Origin of the sequence: Pseudomonas oryzihabitans, from assembly GCF_014522265.1 — a bacterium.
In the GTDB taxonomy this organism is placed as follows: Bacteria; Pseudomonadota; Gammaproteobacteria; order Pseudomonadales; family Pseudomonadaceae; genus Chryseomonas; species Chryseomonas aestiva.
On sequence record NZ_CP017024.1, the window covers coordinates 3,451,773 to 3,474,397 of the forward strand.

A 22,625-nucleotide genomic window follows, 5' to 3' on the forward strand; every position below is an offset into this window, starting at 1 on the left:
CGCTTTGCGAAGACCTAATCCACCGAGGTGCGACCGTTCGTCGGTTCCACATATGGAGTATCTCGACTCATGGCGACCGTATTAGTGCCGAACGCGACAGACAATTTTGCCGCTTCGCTGCAATGGCAGCGTACCCGTATCGACGAGCGTCTGGCAGAGCTATTGCCGGCCGGGACCGATCCGGTCGCCGCCGCCATCCGCAGTGGGGTCATGGCCCCGGGCAAGCGACTGCGTCCGCTGCTGATGGTGCTGGCCGCCGAGGATCTGGGTCAGTCCGACGAAGCCGTCCTCGATCTGGGTTGCGCCGTGGAAATGGTCCATGCCGCCTCGTTGTTCCTCGATGACATGCCCTGCATGGACGATGCTCGTCTGCGTCGCGGTCGGCCAACGCTGCACGTCGAATTCGGCGAAGACGTCGCCATGCTGGCCGCGGTGGCCCTGCTCAGCCATGCCCTGCGCCTGGTCGCTGGCCTCTCCGGCGTACCGGCGGAAACCCGTACCCAGATGGTCTGCCAACTGGCCGATGCGGTCGGCACCGCCGGTCTGGTCTGCGGCCAGTACCATGACCTGCACGGCGGTCGCCAGACGCGTCCGGCCGATGCCATCGCCCTGACCAACCAGCTCAAGACCGGTGCGCTGTTTTCCGCGGCCATGGGCATGGCCAGTGTCACCCTGGTTACCACCGCCACGCAGCGCGAAGCCTTCCAGGTGTTCGCCTGCCAGCTCGGCCTGGCCTTTCAGTTGCTCGACGATCTCGACGACGGCAAGGGCCTGGGCAAGGACGCCGGCAAGGATGGCGATAAGTCCACGCTGGTCAGCCTGCTCGGCCGCGACCATGCTCAACGCCAGTTACAAAGTCACCTCAGGCAGGCCCGCGAGGCTCTGGCCCAGGCCGATTGCGCCGAGGGCGCCCTCGCCGCCCTGCTGGATATCGTCTTTCGTCCGCGTTAGGGCGAATTACTGGGCGTCCGACCCTCTAATCTCTCGATAACCCTGTTTCCGTGTGAGGAGTCCTGAGATGTCGAAGTGGAAAATTGCTTACAGTAACGTTGACGGCAATACCTCGGTGGTGACCACCGACGCTGACCAAAAGCCGGATATGGAGCGGGTCGCCCAGATCGTCCGTGACGATGCCCTGGAAGAGTACGACGACAGTGAGGTGCCACGGGACTACGACGAACCCACGGTGGCCCTGCTGGAGCGCCATGGCATCACCATCACCGGGATCACCGAAGAAGGCTGATCTCCTGGGTATCTGGCTCTAGGACTTGTTTGATGGGTAGCCGAGCGACGGTCAGACAAGACAAAAATCAACGAGGAAGCGGAGTTTACGAGTGGTAAATGAGCATTCCGAGTTGATTTTTAACGCAGTATGACTGAGCGCAGGCCCCTTTCAGACAAGGCCTAGCGCAGGGGCCAGATGCCGCCATCTCCCACCACGAAGATCCGCCGCGCCGGATCGGGTGCCAGCAGGTGCCCGCCGGTGAAATCGCCAAAGGCCGGCAGGATCAGCACCTCGTCGTTTTCCAGGCAGAAGCAGGGCAGGCGAAGCGCCTGGCGCCCACGGCCCTGCAGCCGAAAGGCCGGATGGATATGCCCGGCCAACACTGGCAGTCGCGGGTGCGGATCGGGTTCGTGCTGCAACGACAGGCCATCCAGCTCCAGCGGTTCGCCCACCACGTCGATGCCCAGGGCGGCGGGCGGATCTCCCGCGCGGCGATCGTGGTTGCCGCGAATCAACAGCAGCCGCAGATGGGCCTGGTGTTCCCGCCAGCGCTCCAGGGTGTCCAGGGTCAGGGGCGCGCGGGACTCCGGGGCGTGCAGGAAGTCACCGAGAAAGATGATCTCCTGGCAGTCGTAACGCGCCAGCAGGCTGTCCAGCCGGGCGATGTTGCCCGCAGTGGTGCCGTGGGGTACCGGTTGGCCCAGGGCCCGGAAGGCCGCCGCCTTGCCGAAATGGATGTCCGCCACCAGTAACGCCCGGCGTGCCGGCCAGTAGATGGCCTTTTCCGCGAGTAGCCAGAGTTCGACATCGGCGAGGATGAGGGGGTGATAGGCAGGCATGGGGTCTCCGGAAAGCGCTTCCTGCTCTGATGGCGGCCAGGTGTCAGGGTTCAGGCCTGTTGCAGGGTAGGCCTGTTGGCTAGCGCCCGCTCCCTGGGTGAGAAGGGCGACCCTGACCCGAATTCTTCAGTGGAAAAGGCCAGGCCGTTTTCTACGCTACGGGATACGCACCCGCGTAGGTTGGGTTGAGCGCAGCGAAGCCCAACAGCCCAATCCGGCATCGCCAACTCTGGGCTTCGAGCCAAACACAACCTATGGCCACCATTGAGTCAGGCCAGGTGCGCCGTCGCCGGCAGCCCGGTAAACTGGCGGATCACTAGAGTCCGGAGCGACCCATGTCGACATCCTTCGCCCAGATGCTGGAAAACATCACCCCCGATATCTACGAGGGCCTGAAGCTGGCCGTGGAGATCGGCAAGTGGCCGGACGGCCGCAAGCTCAGTCGCGACCAGGTCGAGCTCTGTCTTCAGGCAGTGATCGCCTACGAGGCCAAGCACCTGCCCGAAGATCAGCGGACCGGCTACATGGGGCCCCAGGAGTGCGCCTCCAAGTCGGTACCCATCGAGAACATCCTGTTCAAGTCCGACGCCATCCACTGACTGTCCGCGCCTTACCCCGACGAGGTGCCCTTCGGCGACGAAGAGGCACCTCGCGTCTTTTAGAAATCGAGAAATTTCTACCGTGATGACCGAACTGGGCCGTGGCGCCCTGCGCAAGATGGCCGTGACCCTGGCCGACCCCGTCAACTATGCCTTTCGCCTCGATGAGCGCGAGGTGCCGGTCAATCCGCTGATCGGCCGTCGCGTGCGGCTCGAGTACCTGGGTGCCATCCATTGCACCCATTGCGGACGCAAGACCCGCAAGAGCTTCAGCCAGGGCTACTGCTATCCCTGCTTCACCGCCCTGGCCCAGTGCGACAGCTGCATCGTCAGCCCAGAGAAGTGCCACTACGAGCACGGCACCTGCCGCCAGCCGGAGTGGGGCGAGGCCCATTGCATGGTGCCCCACATCGTCTACCTGGCCAATTCCTCGGGCCTCAAGGTCGGCATCACCCGCGCCACCCAGCTGCCCACCCGCTGGATCGACCAGGGCGCCTACCAGGCGCTGCCGATCCTGAGGGTGGCCACCCGCCAGCAATCCGGTCTGGTGGAAGATGTGCTGCGCAGCCAGGTAGGCGATCGCACCAACTGGCGGGCCATGCTCAAGGGCGTGGCCGCGCCGGAAGACTTGGTCGCGGTGCGCGAGCGGATCTTCGATGCCTGCGCCCAGGGCCTGGACGATCTCCAGGGTCGCTTCGGCCTGCAGGCGATCCAGCCGGTGGTCGACATGGCGCCCATCGAGATCCATTATCCGGTCACGGTCTATCCCACCAAGGTGGTCAGCCACGACCTGGAAAAGACCCCCGTGGTGGAAGGCACGCTGCTGGGCATCAAGGGTCAATACCTGATGTTCGACACCGGCGTGATCAACATTCGCAAGTACACGGCCTATCAGCTGGCCGTGTCCGCCTCCGCAGCAGAGATGTAAGGACGTAAGCCATGCGCACCGACCAGCCCCAGACCATCTACCTGAAGGACTACCAGGCGCCCGAGTACCTCATCGAGGAAACCCGCCTCCGCTTCGAGCTGCATGACGACCAGACCCTGGTGCATGCCGAGCTGCGCCTGCAGCGCAACCCGACGCGTGGCGCGGGCTTGCCGCCGCTGGTGTTGCACGGGGAGGAACTGGAACTGCTGGCGGTGGCGCTGGACGACCAGACCCTGGCGGCTGGCGACTACCAGGTCGAGGCGGGCAGCCTGACCCTGCAGCCGCAGGGCGAGGCCTTCGCGCTCAAGACCTCGGTACGCATCCATCCGGAAAGCAATACCGCCCTCGAAGGACTGTACGTCTCCGGCACCATGTTCTGCACCCAGTGCGAGGCCGAGGGCTTCCGCAAGATCACCTACTACCTGGACCGGCCGGACGTGATGAGCGTCTTCACCACCACGGTGGAGGCCGACAGGGGCAAGTACCCGATCCTGCTCTCCAACGGCAATCCCGTGGCCAGTGGCGATGCCGAGGGCGGACGTCACTGGGCCACCTGGGAAGATCCTTTCCCCAAGCCGGCCTATCTGTTCGCCCTGGTGGCCGGTGACCTCCGGTCCGTGGAAGACAGCTATCGCACCGGCAGCGGTCGCGACGTGACCCTGCGCATCTACGTCGAACCGGAAAACATCGGCAAGCTGCAGCACGCCATGGACAGCCTGAAGAAGTCCATGCGCTGGGACGAGGAGGTCTACGGCCGCGAATACGATCTGGACATCTTCATGATCGTGGCGGTGAACGACTTCAATATGGGCGCCATGGAGAACAAGGGGCTCAACATCTTCAACTCCAGCGCCGTGCTGGCCAGTCCGCGCACCGCCACCGACGCCGCTCACCAGCGCGTCGAGGCCATCGTCGCCCACGAGTACTTCCACAACTGGTCGGGCAACCGCGTGACCTGCCGCGACTGGTTCCAGCTGTCGCTCAAGGAAGGCTTCACCGTGTTCCGCGACGCCGGCTTCAGCTCCGACATGAATTCGCCCACGGTCAAGCGCATCGAGGACGTAGCCTTCCTGCGCACCAACCAGTTCGCCGAGGACGCCGGCCCCATGGCCCACCCGGTGCGCCCGGATCACTTCATCGAGATCTCCAACTTCTACACCCTGACGGTGTACGAGAAGGGCGCCGAGGTGGTGCGGATGCTGCACACCCTGCTGGGGCCGGAGGGCTTCCGCAAGGGCACCGATCTCTACTTCGAGCGCCACGATGGCCAGGCCGTGACTTGCGACGACTTCATCAGGGCCCTGGAAGACGCCAACGGCGCCGATTTCAGCCAGTTCAAGCGCTGGTACAGCCAGTCCGGCACGCCACGCCTGGCGGTCAGCGAGCAGTACGATGCGGCGGCCAGGACCTATCGGCTGACCTTCCGCCAGAGCTGCCCGCCCACCCCGGGTCAGCCGACCAAGGAACCCTTCGTCATCCCGGTCCAGCTGGGGCTGCTGGACGGCCAGGGCCGCGACCTGCCGCTGCGCCTGGAAGGCGAGAGCGCGGCCCAGGGCAGCGACCGGGTGCTGTCGGTCACCCAGGCCGAGCAGACCTTCACCTTCGTCGACGTACCCGAGCAACCGCTGCCTTCGCTGCTGCGGGGCTTCTCCGCCCCGGTCAAGCTCAGCTTCCCCTACAGTCGCGAGCAGCTGACCTTCCTCATGCAGCACGACAGCGACGGCTTCAACCGCTGGGACGCCGGCCAGCAGCTGGCCGTGCAGGTGCTGCAGGGCATGATCGCTGGCGAGCCGCTGGACACCCGACTTGTGGAGGCCCTGCGTAGCGTGGCCGCGGATGATTCCCTCGATCCGGCCATGGTCGCCGAGATGCTGTCGCTGCCGTCCGAGGCCTATCTGGTGGAGCTGGCCGAGCAGGCCGATCCGGGTGCCATCCATGGTGCTCGTCGCCAGGCGCGCCGGGCCATCGCCGAGTCCCTGCGCGACGTGCTCTGGCAGCGTTACCGCAGTGCCCGTGAAGCCTCGCGCGCCACGCCCTACCAGGCCAGCGCCGACCATATCGCCCGCCGCAGCCTGCAGAACGCCGCCCTCGGCTACCTGATGCTGCTGGAAGAGCCGGAGGCGCGCGATGCCGCCCTGGAGCAATTCGAGCACGCCGACAACATGACCGAGCGCCTGGCCGCACTGAGCGCCCTGGTCAATTCCGGCTTCGAGCAGGAAAAGGCCGAGGTGCTGGCGCGCTTCTTCGAGGAATTCAAGGCCGATCCGCTGGTGATGGACACCTGGCTCAGCGTCCAGGCCTCCAGTCCCTTGCCGGGCGGCCTGGCGCGCGTCCAGGCACTCATGCAGAACCCGGTCTTCATCCTGAAGAACCCCAACAAGGTGCGGGCGCTGATCGGTGCCTTCGCCAACGCCAACCTGGTCAACTTCCACGCCGAGGACGGCAGCGGCTATCGCTTCCTGGCCGACCAGATCATCACCCTCAACCGCCTCAATCCGCAGATCGCCTCGCGCCTGCTCACGCCCCTGACCCGCTGGAAGAAGTACGGTCCCGCGCGCCAGGCCCTCATGCGTGCCGAGCTGGAGCGGATTCTGGCCAGCGGCGAGCTGTCCAGCGACGTCTACGAGGTGGTGAGCAAGAGCCTGGCGTAGGGCCATCCACAGGTTGGGTTGAGCTCCGCGAAGCCCGACCTCGCCCGCCTCTGCAAAGCCTGACGCCCAGCGTCAGGCTTTTTTTCGCCCAGCTTTTCTCCGCAGCCAAGGCTTCTGGCTCAGCCCGCGGACCGGCAGCGCATGCCCGTGCCCGGCAACTCGTCTCCGCTCTGGCGCCGCTGGGCTGATAGAAATGCTTTAGGCTGGCAGCTGTATTCAAATCAGCTGCAGAACGAGGCACCGCCGCCGACAGGGTGGGCAGGGTGTTTCGAACGGCACCCAGGCCCTAATCACCGGAAGAGAGCGGAGCGGCAGATGAGTCATGCACAGCTGATGGATTGGGGATTCGTCCTGATAACCCTGTGCAACATCCTGCTGATCGCCCTGGTGGTGTTTCTCCTGTGGCAGCGCTATGTCGCCAGCGACGCGTCGGCCAAGGCCGAGGGTGCCAGCGAGGAGCAGCCGTTGCCGGTTCCCGAAGTGCTCGAGAGCCCGCCTGCCGATACCCCGCCGCCGCCGCTCCCCGCCAGCAGCGGCCCGGCGGTGAACCGTAACGTCGATCTCTTCGACGAGGGCCCGGAAGAGGTGTACGACGCCAACTATCCCGAGTGGAAGAAGAGCGACGACCCCTACGTCGAGGAATTGCTGTCGCACCGCGAAGCCCTGGAGCTCAAGGTGGACAACATGGTCATGCGGCTGACCCGGGCGCACAAGGTGGTGACCGGCCTGCGCGCGCAGAATCGCGAACTGCGCGCTTCGGAGGCCCACGCCCAGCGCCTGCAGGAAGAGCTGACTCGCACCCAGACCAGCCTTGCCCAGCTGCGCCAGGAGCGTGACGCCCTGCTGGCCGAGCTACAGCCCGGTCGCAAGGCGGACTCGGCGTCCCGGCATCCGACCGACACGGGCGCGCCTTCCTCGTCCTGAACGGTGGTGTGCGGCGCCTGATTCGCCAGCCATCCCCTCAACCGTCGCATCCGTCGCGCTGCGCAACCGTTGGCGTGGCGTGCCCCTAGACTGGGGCTTCTCAGCACCTTCAAGGACGATTCTATGAAACTGCTGCTCCTGCTGGCTGCCCTGGTCGCCCTCGGCCTGTTCGCGATCAGCCTCTACAACGCCCTGATCACGGCGCGCAACGCCTATCGCAACGCCTTCGCCCAGATCGATGTTCAGCTCAATCGCCGATACGACCTCATCCCCAATCTGGTGGAAGCGGTGAAGGGCTATCTGCAGCACGAGCGCGAGACACTGCAGGCGGTGATGGCGGCGCGGCAGCAGGCGCAATCCGGTCTGCACCAGGCCAAGACCCGACCGGAGGATCCCGTCGCGCGGGCCGCCTTGGAGCAGGGCGAGCAGCGCCTCGGCAGCGCCCTCGGACGGCTGTTCGCCGTCAGCGAAGCCTATCCTGAGCTCAAGGCCAACGAGACAGTCCTGCAGCTGATGGAAGAGCTGAGCTCCACGGAGAATCGCCTGGCCTATGCGCGCCAGGCCCATAACGACGCGGTGATGGACTACAACAATCGCTGCGAGACCTTTCCCGGCTCGCTGGTCGCCAGGCGCTTCGGCTTCCGCCTGGCGCAGCCGCTGGCCCTGCCGGACGCAGACGCGCGTCAGGCACCGCGGATCAGCCTGAGCTGAGCGCGTGCGTTTCCTCGAGGACCAGGCCGCGGCGCGCCGGCGCACCCGGCTTTGTCTCGTCTTGCTGGCCCTGGTGGTGCTGGTCATGGCGCTGGCCAGCGCCGGCCTGGCCCTGGTGTTCCTGCCGCGGAAGGTGATCGACTATCTGGGCGGGCGCGAGGCGACGCTGGTGAAGACCGGCCTGACGTTCACCGGCGTCATCGCCGCGGCCTCCTGCTGGAAGGTCCGGCAACTCGCCCGCCTGGGTGGACAGGCCGTGGTCAGGCGGCTGGGCGCGCTGCCCCTGGACGATCAGGCCGACCCCACGACGCGCCAGTTGCACAACGTGGTGGCAGAGATGGCCCTGGCCGCCGGCATCCCGGTGCCGCGCCTCTACCTGCTGCCGGACGAACCGGCCATCAATGCCTTCATCAGCGGCTACGGACCGGCCGATGCGACCCTGTGCCTGACTCGCGGCGCCCTTCACCAGCTGACCCGCGATGAATTGCAGGGGGTGGTCGCCCACGAATTCAGTCATCTGCTCAATGGCGACATGCGCCTGAATCTGCGTCTGCTGGGCTGGCTGCATGGCATCAGCCTGATCGCCGACCTGGGGCGGGAACTGTTCTTCGATCGCAGCTCGACCACCGGCCGGGGCAGTGGCAGCCCCTGCTGGGCGGGTTGCTGGGCACCCTGCTGCTGGTGATCGGCGGCTGCGGACTGTTCTTCGCCAATCTGATCCAGGCCGCGGCGGCGCGCTCGCGCGAGCGCCTGGCGGATGCCTCCGCCGTGCAGTTCACCCGCCAGCCCCAGGGACTGGCCAATGCCCTGAAGAAGATCGCCGCCCATCCGCTGCAGGGGCGGCTCTATCACCGCCGGGCACGTAGCGTCGCCCACATGGTGCTGGGCGATTCGGGCGCCTCTTGGTTCGCCACCCATCCCCCGGTGCTGGAGCGTATCCAGCAGCTGGAACCGGACTTTGACGAGTGGCAGCTCGAGCGACTCCGGGCCGAGGCCCTGCTGCCCATGGGCGTTGCCCATGTCGCGGGCAATCCGGCATTCGCTGCGCCGCCGCCGGTGTCCGCCGCGCCCCCGCTCGCGGCGGTAGCTACCCCCGCGCCCTGGCGGGACATTCCCGAGACCCTGCAGGCTTTCGTGCGGCAACCCCGGCAGGCGGCGGAGCTGCTGCTGGCGCTGGCCGCCAGCCCGTCGGTAGCCGACGGCGGGGCAGGGCAGCGCTGGGCCGACAGCCTGCATCCGTCGCTGCGCCTGCCGGTTGCCCAGCTGACCTTTCCGGCCATCCGCCAACTGCCGCGGCCGGTCCTACGCCAGCTGCTCGTCGACCTCAAGACAGGCTTCGCCGCTACGCCTGAGCTGGATCTCTCACGCTACTGTCTGGCGCGCATCATCCAGCGCCAGCTGATCGGTAGTCTGGCGCCCGGGCGTCAGCGACTGTCGGGGCGGAGAACGCTGGCCCAGGCCCGGGTCGCGGTGCTCACCCTCTATGCGGTGGCCGCCGAACAGAATCACCGGGACGTCCAGGCCGCTCGGCGGGCCTTTCTGCTGGCCGTCGCCAGCACCTTTCCCGGCCTGCATTGTGCCTATGAGCCCCCGCACCCCTGGCGTCCGGCGCTGGACGGCGCCCTGGCGCGACTTGGCCTGCTGAGCATGGCGGCGCGCACCCTGGTGCTGGAGGGCCTGCTGTGCCTGGTCAAGGCGGACGAGCGCGTCCAAACCTCCGAGCTAGAGCTGCTAAGGTTATATTGTACGGTCCTCGAATTGCCGTATCCTGCGTTGGACGAATACCTTTCAGTTACCGATGACAAACTGTCGCAAAAAGGTCGCCGTTCAGCTGATACTGGCCATGTGATATCTGATGTGTGATCCATACTGGCGCCCGAGGCGAGTCATCGCCGAGGGATAACGCGGCGTTCATAATTCAGGGATGGAACATGAAGTTCCTCGTGGTAGACGACAGTCGAGCGGTCCAGACCATCATCAAGCGGATTCTGGCGAATACCGGCTACAGGGATATCGAATTGCGCGTGGCGTCCACCGGCGAGGAAGCCGTGGCGCTGCTGGAGAGCTGGACCCCCAACCTGGTGCTCACCGACTGGCACATGCCCGGGATGACCGGTCTGGAATTGCTCCAGGCGATCCGCCAGCGGGTGGGCGCCGATATCCATGTGGGCTTTGTCACCACCGAGTCCTCGGCGCGCAACATCGAGGCGGCCTACCGCAACGGCGCGGCCTTCGTCGTGACCAAGCCCTTCGTCCAGGAGACCCTGCAGCAGGCGGTGCTCACCGTGCTGCAGGACGGCGCCAGTGCCGAACAGGCCATCGAATCCTCCGGTCGCGAGAGCCTGCCGATCCCGACCCGCTTCAATCCCGATCCACAGCGTATTCGCCAGTTGCTCGGTCTGTCCTCCATCGTCTGCCAGATCGAGCCCATGGCGCCGATCCCGGTCGATCGTCTGGCCTTGCCCTATGTCATCGGCATCTATGGCCATCCGCAGAGCAAGGCGCTGGAGGCCGTCTGCCTGCTGGACCTCAATGCGGCCTGCATTCTCGGTGGCGCTCTGGCCGGGCTCTCGCCCGCCGCCATCCATGCGGCCATCGCCAGTGCGACCCTGAGCCGCGAGATCTACGAGAACGCCACCGCCTTCCTCGCCGACCTCAGCGGCATGATCTCCACCGGCAAGGGCGGGGCGCCGCTGGTGCTGAGCACCAGTCACCTGGTGCAGAAGCCCTTCGAAAAGCTCTACAGCCTCTGGCGGCAGAACAATGGGCGCGCCGACTTCAGCCTGTCCTTTCCCGGGCTCGGCGACGGTTTCATCGCCTTCCTGTTGAGCTAGGGAATGAACGACTCGCGCTTCGTCGAATGGGGTTTCCTGCTGGTCACCCTGTCCAACGTGCTGCTCATCGCCCTGGTCCTGACGCTGCTCTGGCAGCGGCTCTTTCCGCGCCCTGAAGCGGCTGGCGAGAAAAGCGAGACTCCCGAGCCCGGTGAGCCGCAGTCGCTCACCAGCCAGGCCGAGACCGCGGCCGGCCTGATCGACGCGGCGCGGCAGGCGGATGTCGAGCCCCTGGGTCAGGCCATGAGCGACAGCCTGGACCTGGTGGGCCGTCTCGACGGGGTCGAGGGCGACGACTATCCGGACTGGAAAAAGACCAACCAGCCCTATATCGACGACCTGCTGGCCCACCGCGAGAATCTCGAATTCAAGCTGGACGATCTCAAGTCCAAACTGGACCGGGCGCACAAGTTAATCACCAATCTGCACGTGCAGAATCGCGAGATGCGCGGCGCCGAGGCGAAGCTGCAGCGCCTGAGTCTCGAGCATGACCGGGTCCAGGGCACCCTGCTGGAAATGCGTCGCGAGCGCGATCAGCTCAAGGCGACGGTCCAGCGACTCGGCGAAGACCTGCTGCGGCTGCGACAGCAGCCGACGACCCCGGCCGTTGCGGCCTCGCCGGAACTGGATGGGCACCTGCAGGAGGAGCTGGAGACCCTGCGCGAAAGCCTCGAAGCAGAACGGGCGAAGCTGTCGCGGACCCTGGTGGAAAAGGAATTCATCGAGCAGGTGTTCATCGATACCGATGCCGTGACCGACAGCTACCAGGCCCTGCAGCACGAGCATGCCGCGCTGCAGGAGCAGTTGCAGGCGCTCCAGGCCCGCCTGGAGTCCGCTCAGTCGCGGTAGAGGGCGGCGAGGATGGCCTCCGGGAAGGGCCCGCTCATGCCGGCGATCGCGGTATTGGTCAGGATCACCACGCTGAGCTCCCGCGCTGGATCGATGAACCAGGCATTGCCGTAGACGCCGCCCCACTGCAGGGTGCCGGGCGCCTGCGGGGTCCTGGCCAGCCGGGCATCGCGCAGTACCGCCGCGCCCAGGCTGAAACCCCAGCCCGGCGCATCGTCGCGTTGCAGCCCCGGGATCTGGTCTTCCATGATCAGGCGCTGGCTGGCCGGCGTGAGCAGCCTGCCCTGGCGGAGTGCCTCCAGAAAGGCGAGATAGTCGCCCGCGCTGCCCTGCATGCCACCGCCGCCCGAGGCGAAGGCCTGCGCCGAAAGGGCGCGCGCCGGCGAATAGAGGATGCCGCCCTTGGGCATCGGCAGCAGATAGGGCTCGCTCATGGGTTCGGGGCGCGGATAGCCGTCGCGATAGGCGGTGGCCAGGCGCTCGGCGTCGCTGACGTGGAAGCTCAGGTCGTGCAGGCCCAGCGGTGCGGCCACCTGCTGCTGGACGACCTCGGGCAGGGGCTGCCCGGTCGCGGCCGCCAGCACGCCGCCCATCACGTCCAGCCCGAGGGAGTAGCGCCACTGGGTGCCCGGTTTGAAGTCCAGCGGCACACCCGCCAGGCGCCGCAGATTCTCTTCCAGGGTCAGCGGAGCCCCATCCAGGCCGTCGGATACCCCGGCGCGATGATAGGGTCCGTTCGAATCTTCGCCGAAGCCGTAGTGCAGGCCGGCGGTATGACTGAGAAGCTGCGCCAGGGTGGGTACGGCCAGGGTGCCGTCGGCCAGCTGCGGGGTGAAGTAGGGCAGGTAGCGACTGACCGGGGCCTGCAGATCCAGGCGACCCTGGTCCGCCAGACGCAAGGCCGCCACGGCTACCAGCGGCTTGGTCAGGGAGGCGAAGCGAAACAGCTGATCTTCGCGCATCGGCCGCTGGACTTCGCGATCGGCGAAACCGGCCGCGCGCTGGTACACAACCCGGCCTTGGCGGGCGACCATGACCACCGTGCCAACGATGCGCTGCTGGGCGACGGCGCGTTCCAGGATCGGATCCAGGCGGGCGGCGAGGGTGGCGTCCTCGGCCTGGGCGAGGTTTGTACTCAGGCCGAGGCCGAGTGCGCTGGCGAGCAGTAGGGAAGACATCTGGTTTAAGCTCCTGGCGAAACGCCGGCGGCTGGACCGGCCAAAGGGAGGAATCCTCGCATGATTCGTGACATTTTGAAGATGGGCGATCCGCGCCTGCTGCGGGTGGCGCCGCCGGTAGCGGCAGAGCGCTTCGGCTCGGCCGAGCTGCACGGCCTTATCCAGGATATGTTCGACACCATGGCCACCGCCGGTGGCGTGGGCCTCGCGGCGCCCCAGATCGGCGAAGATCTGCAGCTGATGGTCTTTGGCTTCGAGCGCAATGCCCGCTATCCCGAGGCGGCGCCGGTGCCGCTGCAGGTGCTGATCAATCCGCGGATCGAGGTGCTGGACGCCCGCGAAGAACTCGGCTGGGAAGGCTGTCTGTCGATCCCCGGACTGCGCGGCGAGGTGCCGCGGCCACGGCGGATCCGCTACCGCGGCGTGGATGGCGATGGCCGCGCCGTCGACCAGGAAGCCGAGGGTTTTCACGCACGGGTGGTCCTGCACGAATACGATCACCTCATCGGCCGCCTCTATCCTTCGCGGATCCAGGATTTCGCCCGTTTCGGCTTTACCGAGGTGCTGTTCCCCGAGCTGACGCCGGACGCCCAGCGCTAGGCACCGGCCGTCTCCAGCTGCGCCCTGACGGCCGCCGCCAACTGGGCGAAGGGCACCGCGCCATCCAGTGCCCGAGCCGCTTCGACGGGCGCCCCGGCGGAGCGCAGCAGCAGCGTCGGCACGGCGGTGATGCCCAGGGCTTCGGCGCGATCCTCGGCATGCAGCACCAGATCGGTGTGATCGCCACGGGCGAGACTGGCTTTCAGCGCCTCGCTGTCCAGACCCGTGCGCCGCGCCAGCTCCAGCAGCACGTCCAGCTCACCGATATCCCGACCCTCTTCGAAGAAGGCCTGGAAAACCGCCAGATGGAAGGCGTCGAAGCGATCGTGCTCGCGGGCGAATTCCGCCGCCTCTAGCGCCAGGCGACTGCGCGGTTGTACCGGCGGTAGGCGCAGCACCATGCCGTACTCCGCCGCCATGGGATAGACGGCGCGATCCCAGGTCCGGCGCAGGTAATCGCCGGCAGGATCGAGGGTAGGGGTGGGCTCGGGACGCAATTCGAAGGCATGCCACTCGATGGCCAGCTGGTCGCCGAATTCCTCCTGCAGACGCGCCAGCTGGGGCAGCTCCAGATAGCAGAAGGGGCAGACGTAATCGCTCCAGACATCCAGACGAACGCGCGGGGTGGCGGTCATGGCAGTGCTCCGGAAGGGCATGGTGTCCGTCGGACCGCACCTGGGCGCAGATGTTCGGTAAAGCTGCCGATATCCCTGGGCAATCTGGTACCCGGTCAGCTCCTGTGGTCGCGAAGAGCCGCAGCCTGCGACCGGACAGCTCTTCATATCTGGAAATGGAATTGCCACCGGTCAATTGCGTGAAGTGGGCGGCGATCCGCGCTCCAGACGCTTGCCTTGAACCTGTTTCCGACCCCAGGTTCCTATGGCGGCACCCCTTCTTTCACGCGCTAAGGACTATCACCGTGGGCTATTTCCACCGCATCCTGACATTCCTTCGGCAAACCTTCACCTACGTCGGCTGGTCGGTTTTCTGGCTGCTGCTGTGGGACATCGCCGTTACCGCTGACTATATGCTGCTGGTGGAGAAACGGGCGGAGCTGCCCAATATCCCCCTGACGCTGATCGGCTCGGCGCTGATCGTGCTGACCAGTTTCCGCAATACCAGCGCCTACCAGCGCTGGTGGGAGGCGCGCACCCTCTGGGGTGGCATGGTCAACAGCTCGCGCAGCTTCACTCGCCAGGTGCTGACGCTCATCGACGACGGTGACGAGCATTTCAATGCGATCAAGACGGTGCTCATCGAGCGCCATCTCGCCTATGTGCGCTGCCTGGCCTGCCAGCTCAGCGGCGATCCCCTACCCAAGGAGGTGCGTACCTACCTGGGCAAGGAGGAGTGGTCGATGCGCAAGGAGACCAACAACTTCGCCAATGCCATCCTCAGTGGCTCCTCCAGCCTGATCGCCCTGGAATACCGCGCCGGCCGCCTGGACAGCATCCGCCTGGAGCGACTCGAAGCCACCTTCGTCGACATGTCCAACTGGCAGGGTGGCATGGAGCGCATCGCCAATACGCCCTTGCCCTATCCCTACGTGAACTTCCCGCGGCTGTTCATCTTCCTGTTCTGCGTGCTCATGCCCATCGGTCTGGTGGAAAGCCTGCAGTGGTACACACCGCTGGCCTCCACCGTGGTGGGCTTCATCTTCCTGGCGATGGAGAAGGTCGGTACCGATCTCCAGAATCCCTTCCAGCGCAGTCGGCACCAGATCACCATGGGCACCATCTGCAACACCATCGAAGGCAATCTGCGGACCATGTTGCGCGATGCGCGCGGGGGCTACGCCTCGGTCAGCGACATCGTCCGGGATTCGCGACTGACTTCACCGGAGCGGGATTCCGTCTGAGCAGGGCCCGGTGTCTGGCGGTCGCCAGCGCCGGGCACGCGCTTCATTTGAAATCCCACTGCATCTGCGCCGGGATGCTGATGTCCCGCGAGGAATGCACGCAGACATCCAGGTAGTCGGTGAAGCGCGGCGGAGCGGCGATGCCTTCGTCGAGCAGACGCTGGTTGTCGAACAGGTAGTTCAGATCGGCGAAGCCGCCGTACAGCTTGAGCGCCCGCAGCACCAGGCGCGGATTGGCCGGGCCGATGCGCTCGTTGAAGTCGGCGGCCAGCTCCTTGAGGTCGGCGCTGTCCACCTGGCGATAGCGCTCGCCGACCGGGGCGTCGCCCATGGCGCCGGCATAGGCCTCGTCGATTTCGCCGAAGGTGCAGGCGCCGGCGTTGCCCGCGGAGATGTGGTACAGGCTGTAGTTCAGCTTGGGCTTGAGCGCCAGTTCCACCAGGGCTTCGGCGCAGTAGTCCACCGGGATGACATCGATCTGCTCATCGAGGCCGCAGGTGAAGCGTTCCAGGGCGAAGCCCATGCGGAACACCCAGAAGATGCTGCCCGACGCCTTGCAACCCGAACGGCGATGACCTACCACGATGGAGGGGCGCGCCACCACCAGCGGCAGCAGCGGCAACTCGTTGCGCAGCTTGAGTTCGATGGCGGCCTTGGAGGCGGTGTAGTCCACCAGTTGCTGGTCCGGTTCGGGGAAATCCCAGGTTTCGGCGACCGGCGATTGGCGCTGCGGGCCGCAGGCCATGGCGGTGCTGACGTGCAGGAAGCGCTTCAGGCGCCGCGACTGGGCGCACGCCTCGGCCAGGGCGAAGGTGCCTTCGACGTTGACCGGCCAGATTTTCGGATTGCGCGAGAAGGAGGCCACCGCCGCGCAGTTGATGACCTCGTCCAGGGTCTGCAGGAGCGGCTTGGCGGCGTCGATCCAGTGGGTGTCGAGCAGGTCGCCACAGAGAATCTGTTCGGGCTTGAGCAGGGCTGCCAGGCGCTCGTCGATGTCATGGACGCGCAGATTCTGCAGCAGGCGCTCCAGGCCTTCCGCCGGGGTGGCGGCACGGACCAGGAAGCTCAGCCCTTCGACATGGCCCAGCTCCAGCAGACGCAGGGTGACGGCACCGCCGAGAAAGCCGGTGGCACCGGTAACGAGGATGCGGCGCGGCGCGGCGGTGAATTGAATGGAAGAGACGGGAAGCGACATGGCAGAGGCCCTGGTTGGCGGAACGTGGGCGTACCTTAAGGCTCGTCGCTGAAGGATTTATTAAGGCAGGGGAACCCCTCAAGGCTGGCGTCTTTCTAGATACCTGAGCGTAACGACCGATAACCGCCTGGAGACCCCCATGGAACTTCCCGTTCACGATCTGACGACCCTCTTCGAGCAACTGGGCCTGGACTCCGATCCGGCTGCCATCGATGACTTCATCGCCAGCCACTCCCCGCTGCCCGACGCGGTCAAGGTATCCGAAGCCGACTTCTGGTCGCCGGCGCAGAAGGCCTTCCTCAAGGACGAGATCATGGGCGACGCCGACTGGGCACCGATCGTCGACGAGCTGAACGTCCGTCTGCACAGTCATGACTAAAGCTACAGGGCTGGAAGCATTCAGCCCTGCAGACCCTTCCCTGTCCGGAGACTTACCATGAATGCCGTCCATGCCCAACAGCAGCCCAACGATCCGCCCGTCGCCGACGATGAAGACGAGGTGAGCGAGGAACAGCTCGACGAATCCGTCGAGGAAACCTTCCCCGCAAGTGATCCCATTTCGCCCTGATGGTTTCCTGGCGCCGCTTCGGCGGCGCTGACCCTACCCCTGATCCGCCTTTCTTGCACACTCGTCGTGCCGTTTTCCGCCGTTGACCAGCCTTTCCCGCCGCGACTGCTAAGGTAATGGCGTCGCGCACGCACCGCGACCGGGGTCGCACGGGCGATCCGATGGATCGTTCAACGCAGGGAATCCCATGATCAAGACCTTCTTCGCCACCGTGGCCGGCTCACTCTTTGCCTTGGCCATGCCCCTTGCCGTGGCCGAGCCCATCGTCATCAAGTTCGCCCATGTGGTGACGGACGATACGCCCAAGGGCCGCGGAGCCCTGCAGGTGCAGAAGTTGGTGCAGGAGCGGCTGGCCGGCAAGGTCCGGATCGAGGTCTATCCCAACTCCAGCCTGGTAGGCGATGCCGACGAGCTGGAGGCCCTGCGCAGCAATCGGGTCCAGCTGCTGGCGCCCTCGGTGTCCAAGCTCAACGCCCTGGCCAAGCCGCTCAGGGTCTACGATCTGCCCTTTCTGTTCGACAACATCGAGGCGGTCAAGCGTTTCCAGCGCCGCGACAAGAGCCGCGAACTGCTGGGCAGCCTGGTCCCCCACGGCATCACCGGGCTGGCCTACTGGAACAACGGTGGCAGGCAGCTCTCGGCCACGCGGGAAATCCACATCCCCGCCGACCTCAAGGGCCTGACCTTCCGCGTCGAATCCTCCGATGTGCTGGCGGCCTACTACCAGCAACTGGGCGCCCAGGCGGTCAAGCTGCCCTTCGCCCAGGTCTACGACGCCCTGCGCACCGGCAAGGTGCAGGGCGCGGAGAATCCCTGGTCGAATCTCCTGGGGCAGAAGATCAATACCGTGCAGCCCTATATCGTCGAGGACAACCACAGCTTCCTCACCTATATGCTCATCACCAACACCACGTTCTGGAACGGCCTGCCCTTCGAGATCCGCAGCGAGCTGGAGGCCATCCTCGAAGAGGTGTCCCAAGGGGTGAATCGCGATGCCGAAGCCATCAACGCCAAGGCGCGCGAGCGGGTGGTGGCGGCCAATACCAGCAAGATCCTGGTGCCGACGGCTGCCGAGCGCGATGCCTGGCGCGCGGCGGTGGCGCCCCTGATCAAGCGGTATGAAAGCGAAGTGGGCAGCGACGTTCTGCGCGCCGCCGAGGCCGCCAATCGGCGCTGAGATTGCACGGGCGTCCACCCCGGATTTGCGGCAAACTGGCACGGCGTCATCCTGACAACAAGAGGAATAGCCGTGCAGCACGCGGTCATCAGCGGTAGTGGGCTCTATACGCCGCCCGAAAGCATTTCCAACGACGAGCTGGTTGCGTCCTTCAATCAGTGGGCTGGCCAGTGGAATGCCGAGCATGCCGACGCCATCGCCCAGGGCAGCCTGGCGCCCCAGCCGGAATCCAGCGCCGCCTTCATCGAGAAGGCCTCCGGCATCCGCAGCCGCCATGTGGTCGACAAGGCCGGTATCCTCGATCCGGCGCGCATGGTGCCGCGCATTCCCGAGCGTTCCAACGACGAGCCGTCGATCCTCTGCGAGATGGGGGTCGCCGCGGCGCGCGAGGCCCTGGAACGGGCCGGGCGGACGGCCGCCGACATCGACGGCGTCATCGTGGCCTGTTCCAACCTGCAGCGCCCCTATCCGGCGGTAGCCATCGAGATCCAGGCCGCACTGGGTATCCAGGGCTACGGGTTCGACATGAACGTCGCCTGCTCCTCGGCGACCTTCGGTCTGCAGACCGCGGCCAACGCCGTGCAACTGGGCCAGGCGCGGGCGGTACTGGTGATAGATCCGGAGATCTGCACCGGCCATTTGAATTTCCGCGACCGCGACAGCCATTTCATCTTTGGCGATGCGGCCACTGCCCTGGTGGTGGAACGCGCCGACCAGGCGACCTCGGGGCATCGCTTCGAGATCCTCGGGACCCGGCTGTTCACCCAGTTCTCCAATAACATCCGCAACAACTTCGGCTTTCTCAACCGCGCGGCGGAGGAGGGCATGACCCACCCGGACAAGCTGTTCGTCCAGGAAGGGCGCAAGGTGTTCAAGGAGGTCTGCCCGCTGGTGGCCGAGCTGATCGCCAATCACCTCGCCGAGCTGGATATTCCTGTCGAGCGGGTCTCGCGCTTCTGGCTGCACCAGGCCAACCTGGCGATGAACCACCTCATCGTCAAGCGCCTGTTAGGGCGCGAACCCGAGCCTGGCGAGGCGCCGGTCATCCTCGATACCTACGGCAACACCAGCTCGGCCGGCTCGGTCATTGCCCTGCATCTGCACCACGAGGATCTGGCCAGTGGCAGCCTGGGCGTGCTCAGCTCCTTCGGCGCCGGTTACTCCATCGGCAGCGTGGTGCTGCGCAAGGTCTGATCGACGGCAGGAGTCTTCCCGGGAGGACCGTTGTCGGACCTGGGAAGACCTCTCGAGAAAGGAAGACCCCGTGTCGCCAGGAAGCCTGCTCCGGGTGCAATTGCGCCAGCTGTGCCCCACCCAGCCCGCGATCGGCCATGACCAGGTGCTGTACAAGCTTGGCAAGTACGCCTGCGACCGGCGCAAGCTGTTCGACGACTACTGCGAAGCCAACGGCCAGCACCTGAGTGGCGGCGTCCAGCCGAGCACAAGTCTCCGCTCGGCCGGCGACGCCTTGGGCGTCAAGCCGCCCGGCACCTATCCAGACGAAATGAAGACCGTGGTCATCGGCCCGGGACAGCAGCTCTACCTCACCGATGGTCACCACACCTTTTCCGCCTTCTGGGAGCACCCCGGCGGTGGCCCCGAGACCTCGGTGTGGGTCAGGGTCACCGATGACTTCAGTGGCGCGGCGAGCATGGCCGAGTTCTGGATTCGCCTGCTCGACGAGCGCAAGGCCTGGCTCAAGGACCCCCAGGGCCGCCCAATCCTCCCCGAGCAGCTCCCGGAAACGCTGGGCCTCACCGCCATGGCCGACGATCCCTACCGCGCGCTGGTGTATTTCACCCGCCAGATCGGCTACGACAAGCCGCGTACCCCGGACGGTCGGGTGCTGCCGTCGGAATTCCTCGAGTTCTACTGGGCCGAGTGGCTGCGCATGCTGCTACCCCTGCAGGGCTACGATCTCGATGATCGCAAGAGCTACGCCAAGGCTGTGGAGCAAGCCGCCCGTCTGATGGTGGCCAATCCCGGCATGCTGATCGGCAGCTCGGGGCGTACGGCGCTGGAGATGGGTGGCTATCGCGCTTTGGACAAGAAGGTCCTGCGCAAGCTCTCTGCCAGCGACGGCAAGTTCACCTACCTGCTGGCGGCCCGCGCCCAGCGTGCTGCCCTGGCGCGGGCGATCTAGCCGTTTTCCGGCTTAAGTGTCTGTTACTAGCAGGTTTTTTTCTTATTGGTGTTGACAGGGGAGGCCGGGCCTCTTAACATGCGCCCCGTCCTGACCGACGGGGCTATAGCTCAGCTGGGAGAGCGCTTGCATGGCATGCAAGAGGTCGACGGTTCGATCCCGTCTAGCTCCACCAAATTTCGGTTTCGCCCTTGGGGGAAATCGGTAGAAGGTTTCGTCCCCTTCGTCTAGTGGCCTAGGACACCGCCCTTTCACGGCGGTAACAGGGGTTCGAGTCCCCTAGGGGACGCCATATCAGTCACGTATCCCAGACGTGGCGAATGTTGTACACGGGGCTATAGCTCAGCTGGGAGAGCGCTTGCATGGCATGCAAGAGGTCGACGGTTCGATCCCGTCTAGCTCCACCAAATTTGTGATCCGCAAGGGTTGCACCAGGGTAACGTCCCCTTCGTCTAGTGGCCTAGGACACCGCCCTTTCACGGCGGTAACAGGGGTTCGAGTCCCCTAGGGGACGCCATATCGGTCACGCAGCCCAGGCGTGGCAAGATGCTGTACTTGGGGCTATAGCTCAGCTGGGAGAGCGCTTGCATGGCATGCAAGAGGTCGACGGTTCGATCCCGTCTAGCTCCACCAAATTCGTGATCCGCGAGGGTCACACCAGGGTAACGTCCCCTTCGTCTAGTGGCCTAGGACACCGCCCTTTCACGGCGGTAACAGGGGTTCGAGTCCCCTAGGGGACGCCACACTCGAAAGAAACCGCCTCACGGCGGTTTTTTTTCGTCCGCACGAAAGCCCGCCGTCAGAGTCTTTCACAGGTGCCCGTCCGGGTACTCATCTGTGTTAGACCTGTAGGCCGAATGCAAGCAAGGGGAGTGGGATGATCGTCGAGTATCTCTACAGCCTGGCCCAGGTGCCTGCTGCCGCGTGGAACGCGCTGCTGGCGGACGACCAGCCCTTCCTGCGGCATGAATTCCTTGCCACCCTGGAAGACAGTGGCAGCCTGGGGCAGGGGACCGGCTGGCAGCCGGCGCACCAGATCCTCAAGGATGACCAGGGGCACCTGCGAGCCGCGATGCCGGCCTATCTGAAGATGCACTCCTATGGGGAATACGTCTTCGACTGGGCCTGGGCCGATGCCTGCCGCCGTGCCGGGATCGACTACTATCCCAAGCTGCTGGCCGCCGTGCCCTTTTCACCGGTGCAGGGCGCGCGCCTGCTGGGCGATCCGGCTGCCTGCGCGACCCTGCTCGACGCCACCACGAGCAGCCTGGCCGAGCTGGAGCTCTCCAGCCTGCATGTGAACTTCACCGATCCCAAGGCCGATGCCCTGCTCCAGGATCGCGACGGCTGGCTGGCGCGGCTTGGCTGCCAGTTCCACTGGCATAACCGCGGCTATCGCGACTATGGCGAATTCCTCGCCGCCCTGACCTCGCGCAAGCGCAAGCAATTGCGCAAGGAACGTGACCAGGTCGCCGGCCTGGGGGTGAGTTTCGAGTGGCGTAAGGGCGATGAGCTGAGCGAGGCGGAGTGGGACTTCGTCTATGCCTGCTACGCCAACACCTACGAGGTGCGTGGCCAGGATCCCTATCTGACCCGCGCCTTCTTCAGTCTGCTGGCCGAACGGCTGCCCGAGGCGATTCGGGTGGTGCTGGTCCGCCAGGGCAGTCGGCCGGTGGCCATGGCCTTCTATCTCAAGGACGGTGACACCCTCTATGGCCGTTACTGGGGCTGCCTGCAGGAATTCGACCAGCTGCATTTCGAGACCTGTTTCTACCAGGGCATCGAATACGCCATCGCCGAAGGGCTGCAACGCTTCGATGCCGGCGCCCAGGGCGAACACAAGCTGATTCGCGGCTTTGAACCGACCCTGACCCGTTCCTGGCACTATCTGGTGCATCCAGGCCTGAGAGCGGCCGTGGCGGAGTTTCTCGACCAGGAGCGCGACGGCGTCCAGGCCTATGCGCAGCGGGCCGCCGAGGCCTTGCCCTATCGCCAGGAAGACGGCGCGGCGCCATGCTGAACTATCTCTGGTTCTTCTTGGCGGCGCTATTCGAGATCGCCGGCTGCTATGCCTTCTGGCTCTGGCTACGGCTGGATCGCAGTCCCTGGTGGATAGCGCCCGGGCTTGCCAGCCTCGTGCTCTTCGCCCTGTTGCTGACCCGTATCGAGTCGGCCTACGCCGGGCGCGCCTATGCGGCCTATGGCGGCATCTATGTGGTGGCCTCGCTGGGCTGGCTGGCGCTGGTCGAGCGCACCCGGCCGACCTGGACGGATCTGGCGGGCGGTCTGCTGTGCGTGGCCGGGGCGCTGGTGATCCTGCTGGCGCCGCGCGGCAGTGCCTGACAG

24 protein-coding genes and 6 tRNA genes are annotated in these 22,625 nt (G+C 65.6%); 26 read left to right on the forward strand and 4 right to left on the reverse strand.

Features of this window, described 5'->3' with window-relative positions; all coding sequences use genetic code 11:
- Positions 1-69: 69 nt before the first annotated feature.
- Entirely contained in the window at positions 70-951 is an 882-nt protein-coding gene (locus BGI51_RS15935; RefSeq protein ID WP_187978952.1) for a polyprenyl synthetase family protein, read from the forward strand.
- A 67-nt stretch (positions 952-1,018) separates the two neighbouring features.
- On the forward strand, positions 1,019-1,243 hold the full coding sequence (locus BGI51_RS15940) for a hypothetical protein (protein ID WP_027602825.1): 225 nt from the start codon (positions 1,019-1,021) through the stop codon (positions 1,241-1,243).
- A 161-nt stretch (positions 1,244-1,404) separates the two neighbouring features.
- On the opposite strand, the gene pdeM is transcribed toward BGI51_RS15940, so the two are convergent.
- Positions 1,405-2,064 carry a ligase-associated DNA damage response endonuclease PdeM gene (gene pdeM, locus BGI51_RS15945; protein WP_187978953.1) on the reverse strand — a complete coding sequence of 220 codons (660 nt, stop codon included), beginning with the start codon at positions 2,062-2,064 and terminating at the stop codon, positions 1,405-1,407.
- 335 nt (positions 2,065-2,399) lie between these two features.
- Here pdeM and BGI51_RS15950 point away from each other — a divergent pair, with 335 nt between their 5' ends.
- The 9 genes from BGI51_RS15950 (at position 2,400) to BGI51_RS15990 (ending at position 11,560) form a co-directional block, all read left to right on the forward strand.
- Positions 2,400-2,663, forward strand: coding sequence for a YeaC family protein (locus BGI51_RS15950; protein WP_007162881.1), 264 nt, complete (start codon positions 2,400-2,402; stop codon positions 2,661-2,663).
- Positions 2,664-2,748: 85 nt separating this feature from the next.
- Positions 2,749-3,591, forward strand: a complete 843-nt coding sequence (locus BGI51_RS15955) for a DUF2797 domain-containing protein (RefSeq protein WP_133859983.1) — start codon at positions 2,749-2,751, stop codon at positions 3,589-3,591.
- An 11-nt stretch (positions 3,592-3,602) separates the two neighbouring features.
- Positions 3,603-6,242: an aminopeptidase N gene (pepN, locus tag BGI51_RS15960; protein ID WP_187978954.1), complete on the forward strand. Its 2,640-nt coding sequence runs from the start codon at positions 3,603-3,605 to the stop codon at positions 6,240-6,242.
- 315 nt (positions 6,243-6,557) lie between these two features.
- Positions 6,558-7,166, forward strand: a complete 609-nt coding sequence (locus tag BGI51_RS15965; protein ID WP_187978955.1) for a hypothetical protein — start codon at positions 6,558-6,560, stop codon at positions 7,164-7,166.
- A gap of 123 nt (positions 7,167-7,289) precedes the next feature.
- Positions 7,290-7,877, forward strand: coding sequence for a LemA family protein (locus tag BGI51_RS15970; RefSeq protein ID WP_133859448.1), 588 nt, complete (start codon positions 7,290-7,292; stop codon positions 7,875-7,877).
- A 4-nt stretch (positions 7,878-7,881) separates the two neighbouring features.
- Positions 7,882-8,562 carry a M48 family metalloprotease gene (locus tag BGI51_RS15975; RefSeq protein ID WP_187978956.1) on the forward strand — a complete coding sequence of 227 codons (681 nt, stop codon included), beginning with the start codon at positions 7,882-7,884 and terminating at the stop codon, positions 8,560-8,562.
- On the forward strand, positions 8,538-9,740 hold the full coding sequence (locus BGI51_RS15980) for a M48 family metalloprotease (RefSeq protein WP_187978957.1): 1,203 nt from the start codon (positions 8,538-8,540) through the stop codon (positions 9,738-9,740). Before BGI51_RS15975 ends, BGI51_RS15980 begins: the two co-directional genes overlap by 25 nt.
- Positions 9,741-9,808: 68 nt before the next feature.
- Positions 9,809-10,711: a response regulator gene (locus tag BGI51_RS15985; RefSeq protein ID WP_187978958.1), complete on the forward strand. Its 903-nt coding sequence runs from the start codon at positions 9,809-9,811 to the stop codon at positions 10,709-10,711.
- Between the two features lie 3 nt (positions 10,712-10,714).
- Positions 10,715-11,560, forward strand: a complete 846-nt coding sequence (locus BGI51_RS15990; protein ID WP_187978959.1) for a hypothetical protein — start codon at positions 10,715-10,717, stop codon at positions 11,558-11,560.
- Here BGI51_RS15990 and BGI51_RS15995 read toward each other — a convergent pair.
- The gene (locus BGI51_RS15995) at positions 11,548-12,738 is read right to left on the reverse strand and encodes a serine hydrolase domain-containing protein (RefSeq protein ID WP_187978960.1); all 1,191 of its coding nucleotides are present in this window, start codon (positions 12,736-12,738) and stop codon (positions 11,548-11,550) included. The two genes, BGI51_RS15990 and BGI51_RS15995, sit on opposite strands and share 13 nt — an antisense overlap.
- A gap of 60 nt (positions 12,739-12,798) precedes the next feature.
- Between BGI51_RS15995 and def the strand changes: the two genes are divergently transcribed.
- Positions 12,799-13,338 carry a peptide deformylase gene (gene def / locus BGI51_RS16000; RefSeq protein ID WP_133859443.1) on the forward strand — a complete coding sequence of 180 codons (540 nt, stop codon included), beginning with the start codon at positions 12,799-12,801 and terminating at the stop codon, positions 13,336-13,338.
- Here def and BGI51_RS16005 read toward each other — a convergent pair.
- A complete protein-coding gene (locus tag BGI51_RS16005; protein ID WP_187978961.1) occupies positions 13,335-13,973 on the reverse strand; it encodes a DsbA family oxidoreductase in 639 nt (212 codons plus the stop codon). The genes def and BGI51_RS16005 overlap by 4 nt on opposite strands.
- A 284-nt stretch (positions 13,974-14,257) precedes the next feature.
- On the opposite strand from BGI51_RS16005, the gene BGI51_RS16010 reads away from it, so the two are divergent.
- The gene (locus BGI51_RS16010) at positions 14,258-15,196 is read left to right on the forward strand and encodes a bestrophin family protein (RefSeq protein ID WP_252977103.1); all 939 of its coding nucleotides are present in this window, start codon (positions 14,258-14,260) and stop codon (positions 15,194-15,196) included.
- Positions 15,197-15,239: 43 nt separating this feature from the next.
- Here BGI51_RS16010 and cprA read toward each other — a convergent pair whose 3' ends face one another.
- Complete coding sequence (cprA, locus tag BGI51_RS16015) at positions 15,240-16,391, reverse strand: cationic peptide resistance protein CprA (RefSeq protein WP_133859440.1); 1,152 nt, start codon at positions 16,389-16,391, stop codon at positions 15,240-15,242.
- Positions 16,392-16,530: 139 nt separating this feature from the next.
- On the opposite strand from cprA, the gene BGI51_RS16020 reads away from it, so the two are divergent.
- The 13 genes from BGI51_RS16020 to BGI51_RS16075 all read left to right on the forward strand — a co-directional run bounded on the left by BGI51_RS16020 (position 16,531) and on the right by BGI51_RS16075 (position 22,622).
- Entirely contained in the window at positions 16,531-16,770 is a 240-nt protein-coding gene (locus BGI51_RS16020; protein ID WP_133859439.1) for a DUF2789 domain-containing protein, read from the forward strand.
- A 57-nt stretch (positions 16,771-16,827) separates the two neighbouring features.
- Positions 16,828-16,959, forward strand: a complete 132-nt coding sequence (locus tag BGI51_RS23780; protein ID WP_007162893.1) for a hypothetical protein — start codon at positions 16,828-16,830, stop codon at positions 16,957-16,959.
- Between the two features lie 187 nt (positions 16,960-17,146).
- Positions 17,147-18,136 (forward strand): DctP family TRAP transporter solute-binding subunit, encoded by a 990-nt coding sequence (locus BGI51_RS16025; protein ID WP_187978962.1) that lies wholly within the window; start codon positions 17,147-17,149, stop codon positions 18,134-18,136.
- 72 nt (positions 18,137-18,208) lie between these two features.
- Positions 18,209-19,330: a beta-ketoacyl-ACP synthase III gene (locus BGI51_RS16030; protein WP_187978963.1), complete on the forward strand. Its 1,122-nt coding sequence runs from the start codon at positions 18,209-18,211 to the stop codon at positions 19,328-19,330.
- Positions 19,331-19,400: 70 nt separating this feature from the next.
- A complete protein-coding gene (locus tag BGI51_RS16035) occupies positions 19,401-20,279 on the forward strand; it encodes a ParB/Srx family N-terminal domain-containing protein (protein ID WP_187978964.1) in 879 nt (292 codons plus the stop codon).
- Between the two features lie 99 nt (positions 20,280-20,378).
- Positions 20,379-20,454: transfer RNA gene (locus BGI51_RS16040), tRNA-Ala, on the forward strand.
- Between the two features lie 41 nt (positions 20,455-20,495).
- Positions 20,496-20,571, forward strand: a tRNA-Glu gene (locus tag BGI51_RS16045).
- A 39-nt stretch (positions 20,572-20,610) separates the two neighbouring features.
- Positions 20,611-20,686 (forward strand) — tRNA-Ala (locus BGI51_RS16050).
- 34 nt (positions 20,687-20,720) lie between these two features.
- A tRNA-Glu gene (locus BGI51_RS16055) sits at positions 20,721-20,796 on the forward strand.
- Positions 20,797-20,836: 40 nt separating this feature from the next.
- Positions 20,837-20,912 (forward strand) — tRNA-Ala (locus BGI51_RS16060).
- A gap of 34 nt (positions 20,913-20,946) precedes the next feature.
- Positions 20,947-21,022, forward strand: a tRNA-Glu gene (locus tag BGI51_RS16065).
- 134 nt (positions 21,023-21,156) lie between these two features.
- A complete protein-coding gene (locus BGI51_RS16070) occupies positions 21,157-22,299 on the forward strand; it encodes a GNAT family N-acetyltransferase (protein WP_187978965.1) in 1,143 nt (380 codons plus the stop codon).
- The gene (locus BGI51_RS16075; protein WP_187978966.1) at positions 22,293-22,622 is read left to right on the forward strand and encodes a YnfA family protein; all 330 of its coding nucleotides are present in this window, start codon (positions 22,293-22,295) and stop codon (positions 22,620-22,622) included. The genes BGI51_RS16070 and BGI51_RS16075 overlap by 7 nt, the downstream gene beginning before the upstream one ends.
- Positions 22,623-22,625: the final 3 nt, after the last annotated feature.

Excerpts from the sequence above, each read along its gene's own strand:
- BGI51_RS15935 (WP_187978952.1), top strand. The coding sequence starts at position 70 with ATGGCGACCGTATTAGTGCCGAACGCGACAGACAATTTTGCCGCTTCG.
- BGI51_RS15940 (WP_027602825.1), top strand. The coding sequence starts at position 1,019 with ATGTCGAAGTGGAAAATTGCTTACAGTAACGTTGACGGCAATACCTCG.
- pdeM (WP_187978953.1), bottom strand. The coding sequence starts at position 2,064 with ATGCCTGCCTATCACCCCCTCATCCTCGCCGATGTCGAACTCTGGCTA.
- BGI51_RS15950 (WP_007162881.1), top strand. The coding sequence starts at position 2,400 with ATGTCGACATCCTTCGCCCAGATGCTGGAAAACATCACCCCCGATATC.
- BGI51_RS15955 (WP_133859983.1), top strand. The coding sequence starts at position 2,749 with ATGACCGAACTGGGCCGTGGCGCCCTGCGCAAGATGGCCGTGACCCTG.
- pepN (WP_187978954.1), top strand. The coding sequence starts at position 3,603 with ATGCGCACCGACCAGCCCCAGACCATCTACCTGAAGGACTACCAGGCG.
- BGI51_RS15965 (WP_187978955.1), top strand. The coding sequence starts at position 6,558 with ATGAGTCATGCACAGCTGATGGATTGGGGATTCGTCCTGATAACCCTG.
- BGI51_RS15970 (WP_133859448.1), top strand. The coding sequence starts at position 7,290 with ATGAAACTGCTGCTCCTGCTGGCTGCCCTGGTCGCCCTCGGCCTGTTC.
- BGI51_RS15985 (WP_187978958.1), top strand. The coding sequence starts at position 9,809 with ATGAAGTTCCTCGTGGTAGACGACAGTCGAGCGGTCCAGACCATCATC.
- BGI51_RS15990 (WP_187978959.1), top strand. The coding sequence starts at position 10,715 with ATGAACGACTCGCGCTTCGTCGAATGGGGTTTCCTGCTGGTCACCCTG.
- BGI51_RS15995 (WP_187978960.1), bottom strand. The coding sequence starts at position 12,738 with ATGTCTTCCCTACTGCTCGCCAGCGCACTCGGCCTCGGCCTGAGTACA.
- def (WP_133859443.1), top strand. The coding sequence starts at position 12,799 with ATGATTCGTGACATTTTGAAGATGGGCGATCCGCGCCTGCTGCGGGTG.
- BGI51_RS16005 (WP_187978961.1), bottom strand. The coding sequence starts at position 13,973 with ATGACCGCCACCCCGCGCGTTCGTCTGGATGTCTGGAGCGATTACGTC.
- cprA (WP_133859440.1), bottom strand. The coding sequence starts at position 16,391 with ATGTCGCTTCCCGTCTCTTCCATTCAATTCACCGCCGCGCCGCGCCGC.
- BGI51_RS16020 (WP_133859439.1), top strand. The coding sequence starts at position 16,531 with ATGGAACTTCCCGTTCACGATCTGACGACCCTCTTCGAGCAACTGGGC.
- BGI51_RS23780 (WP_007162893.1), top strand. The coding sequence starts at position 16,828 with ATGAATGCCGTCCATGCCCAACAGCAGCCCAACGATCCGCCCGTCGCC.
- BGI51_RS16025 (WP_187978962.1), top strand. The coding sequence starts at position 17,147 with ATGATCAAGACCTTCTTCGCCACCGTGGCCGGCTCACTCTTTGCCTTG.
- BGI51_RS16070 (WP_187978965.1), top strand. The coding sequence starts at position 21,157 with ATGATCGTCGAGTATCTCTACAGCCTGGCCCAGGTGCCTGCTGCCGCG.
- BGI51_RS16075 (WP_187978966.1), top strand. The coding sequence starts at position 22,293 with ATGCTGAACTATCTCTGGTTCTTCTTGGCGGCGCTATTCGAGATCGCC.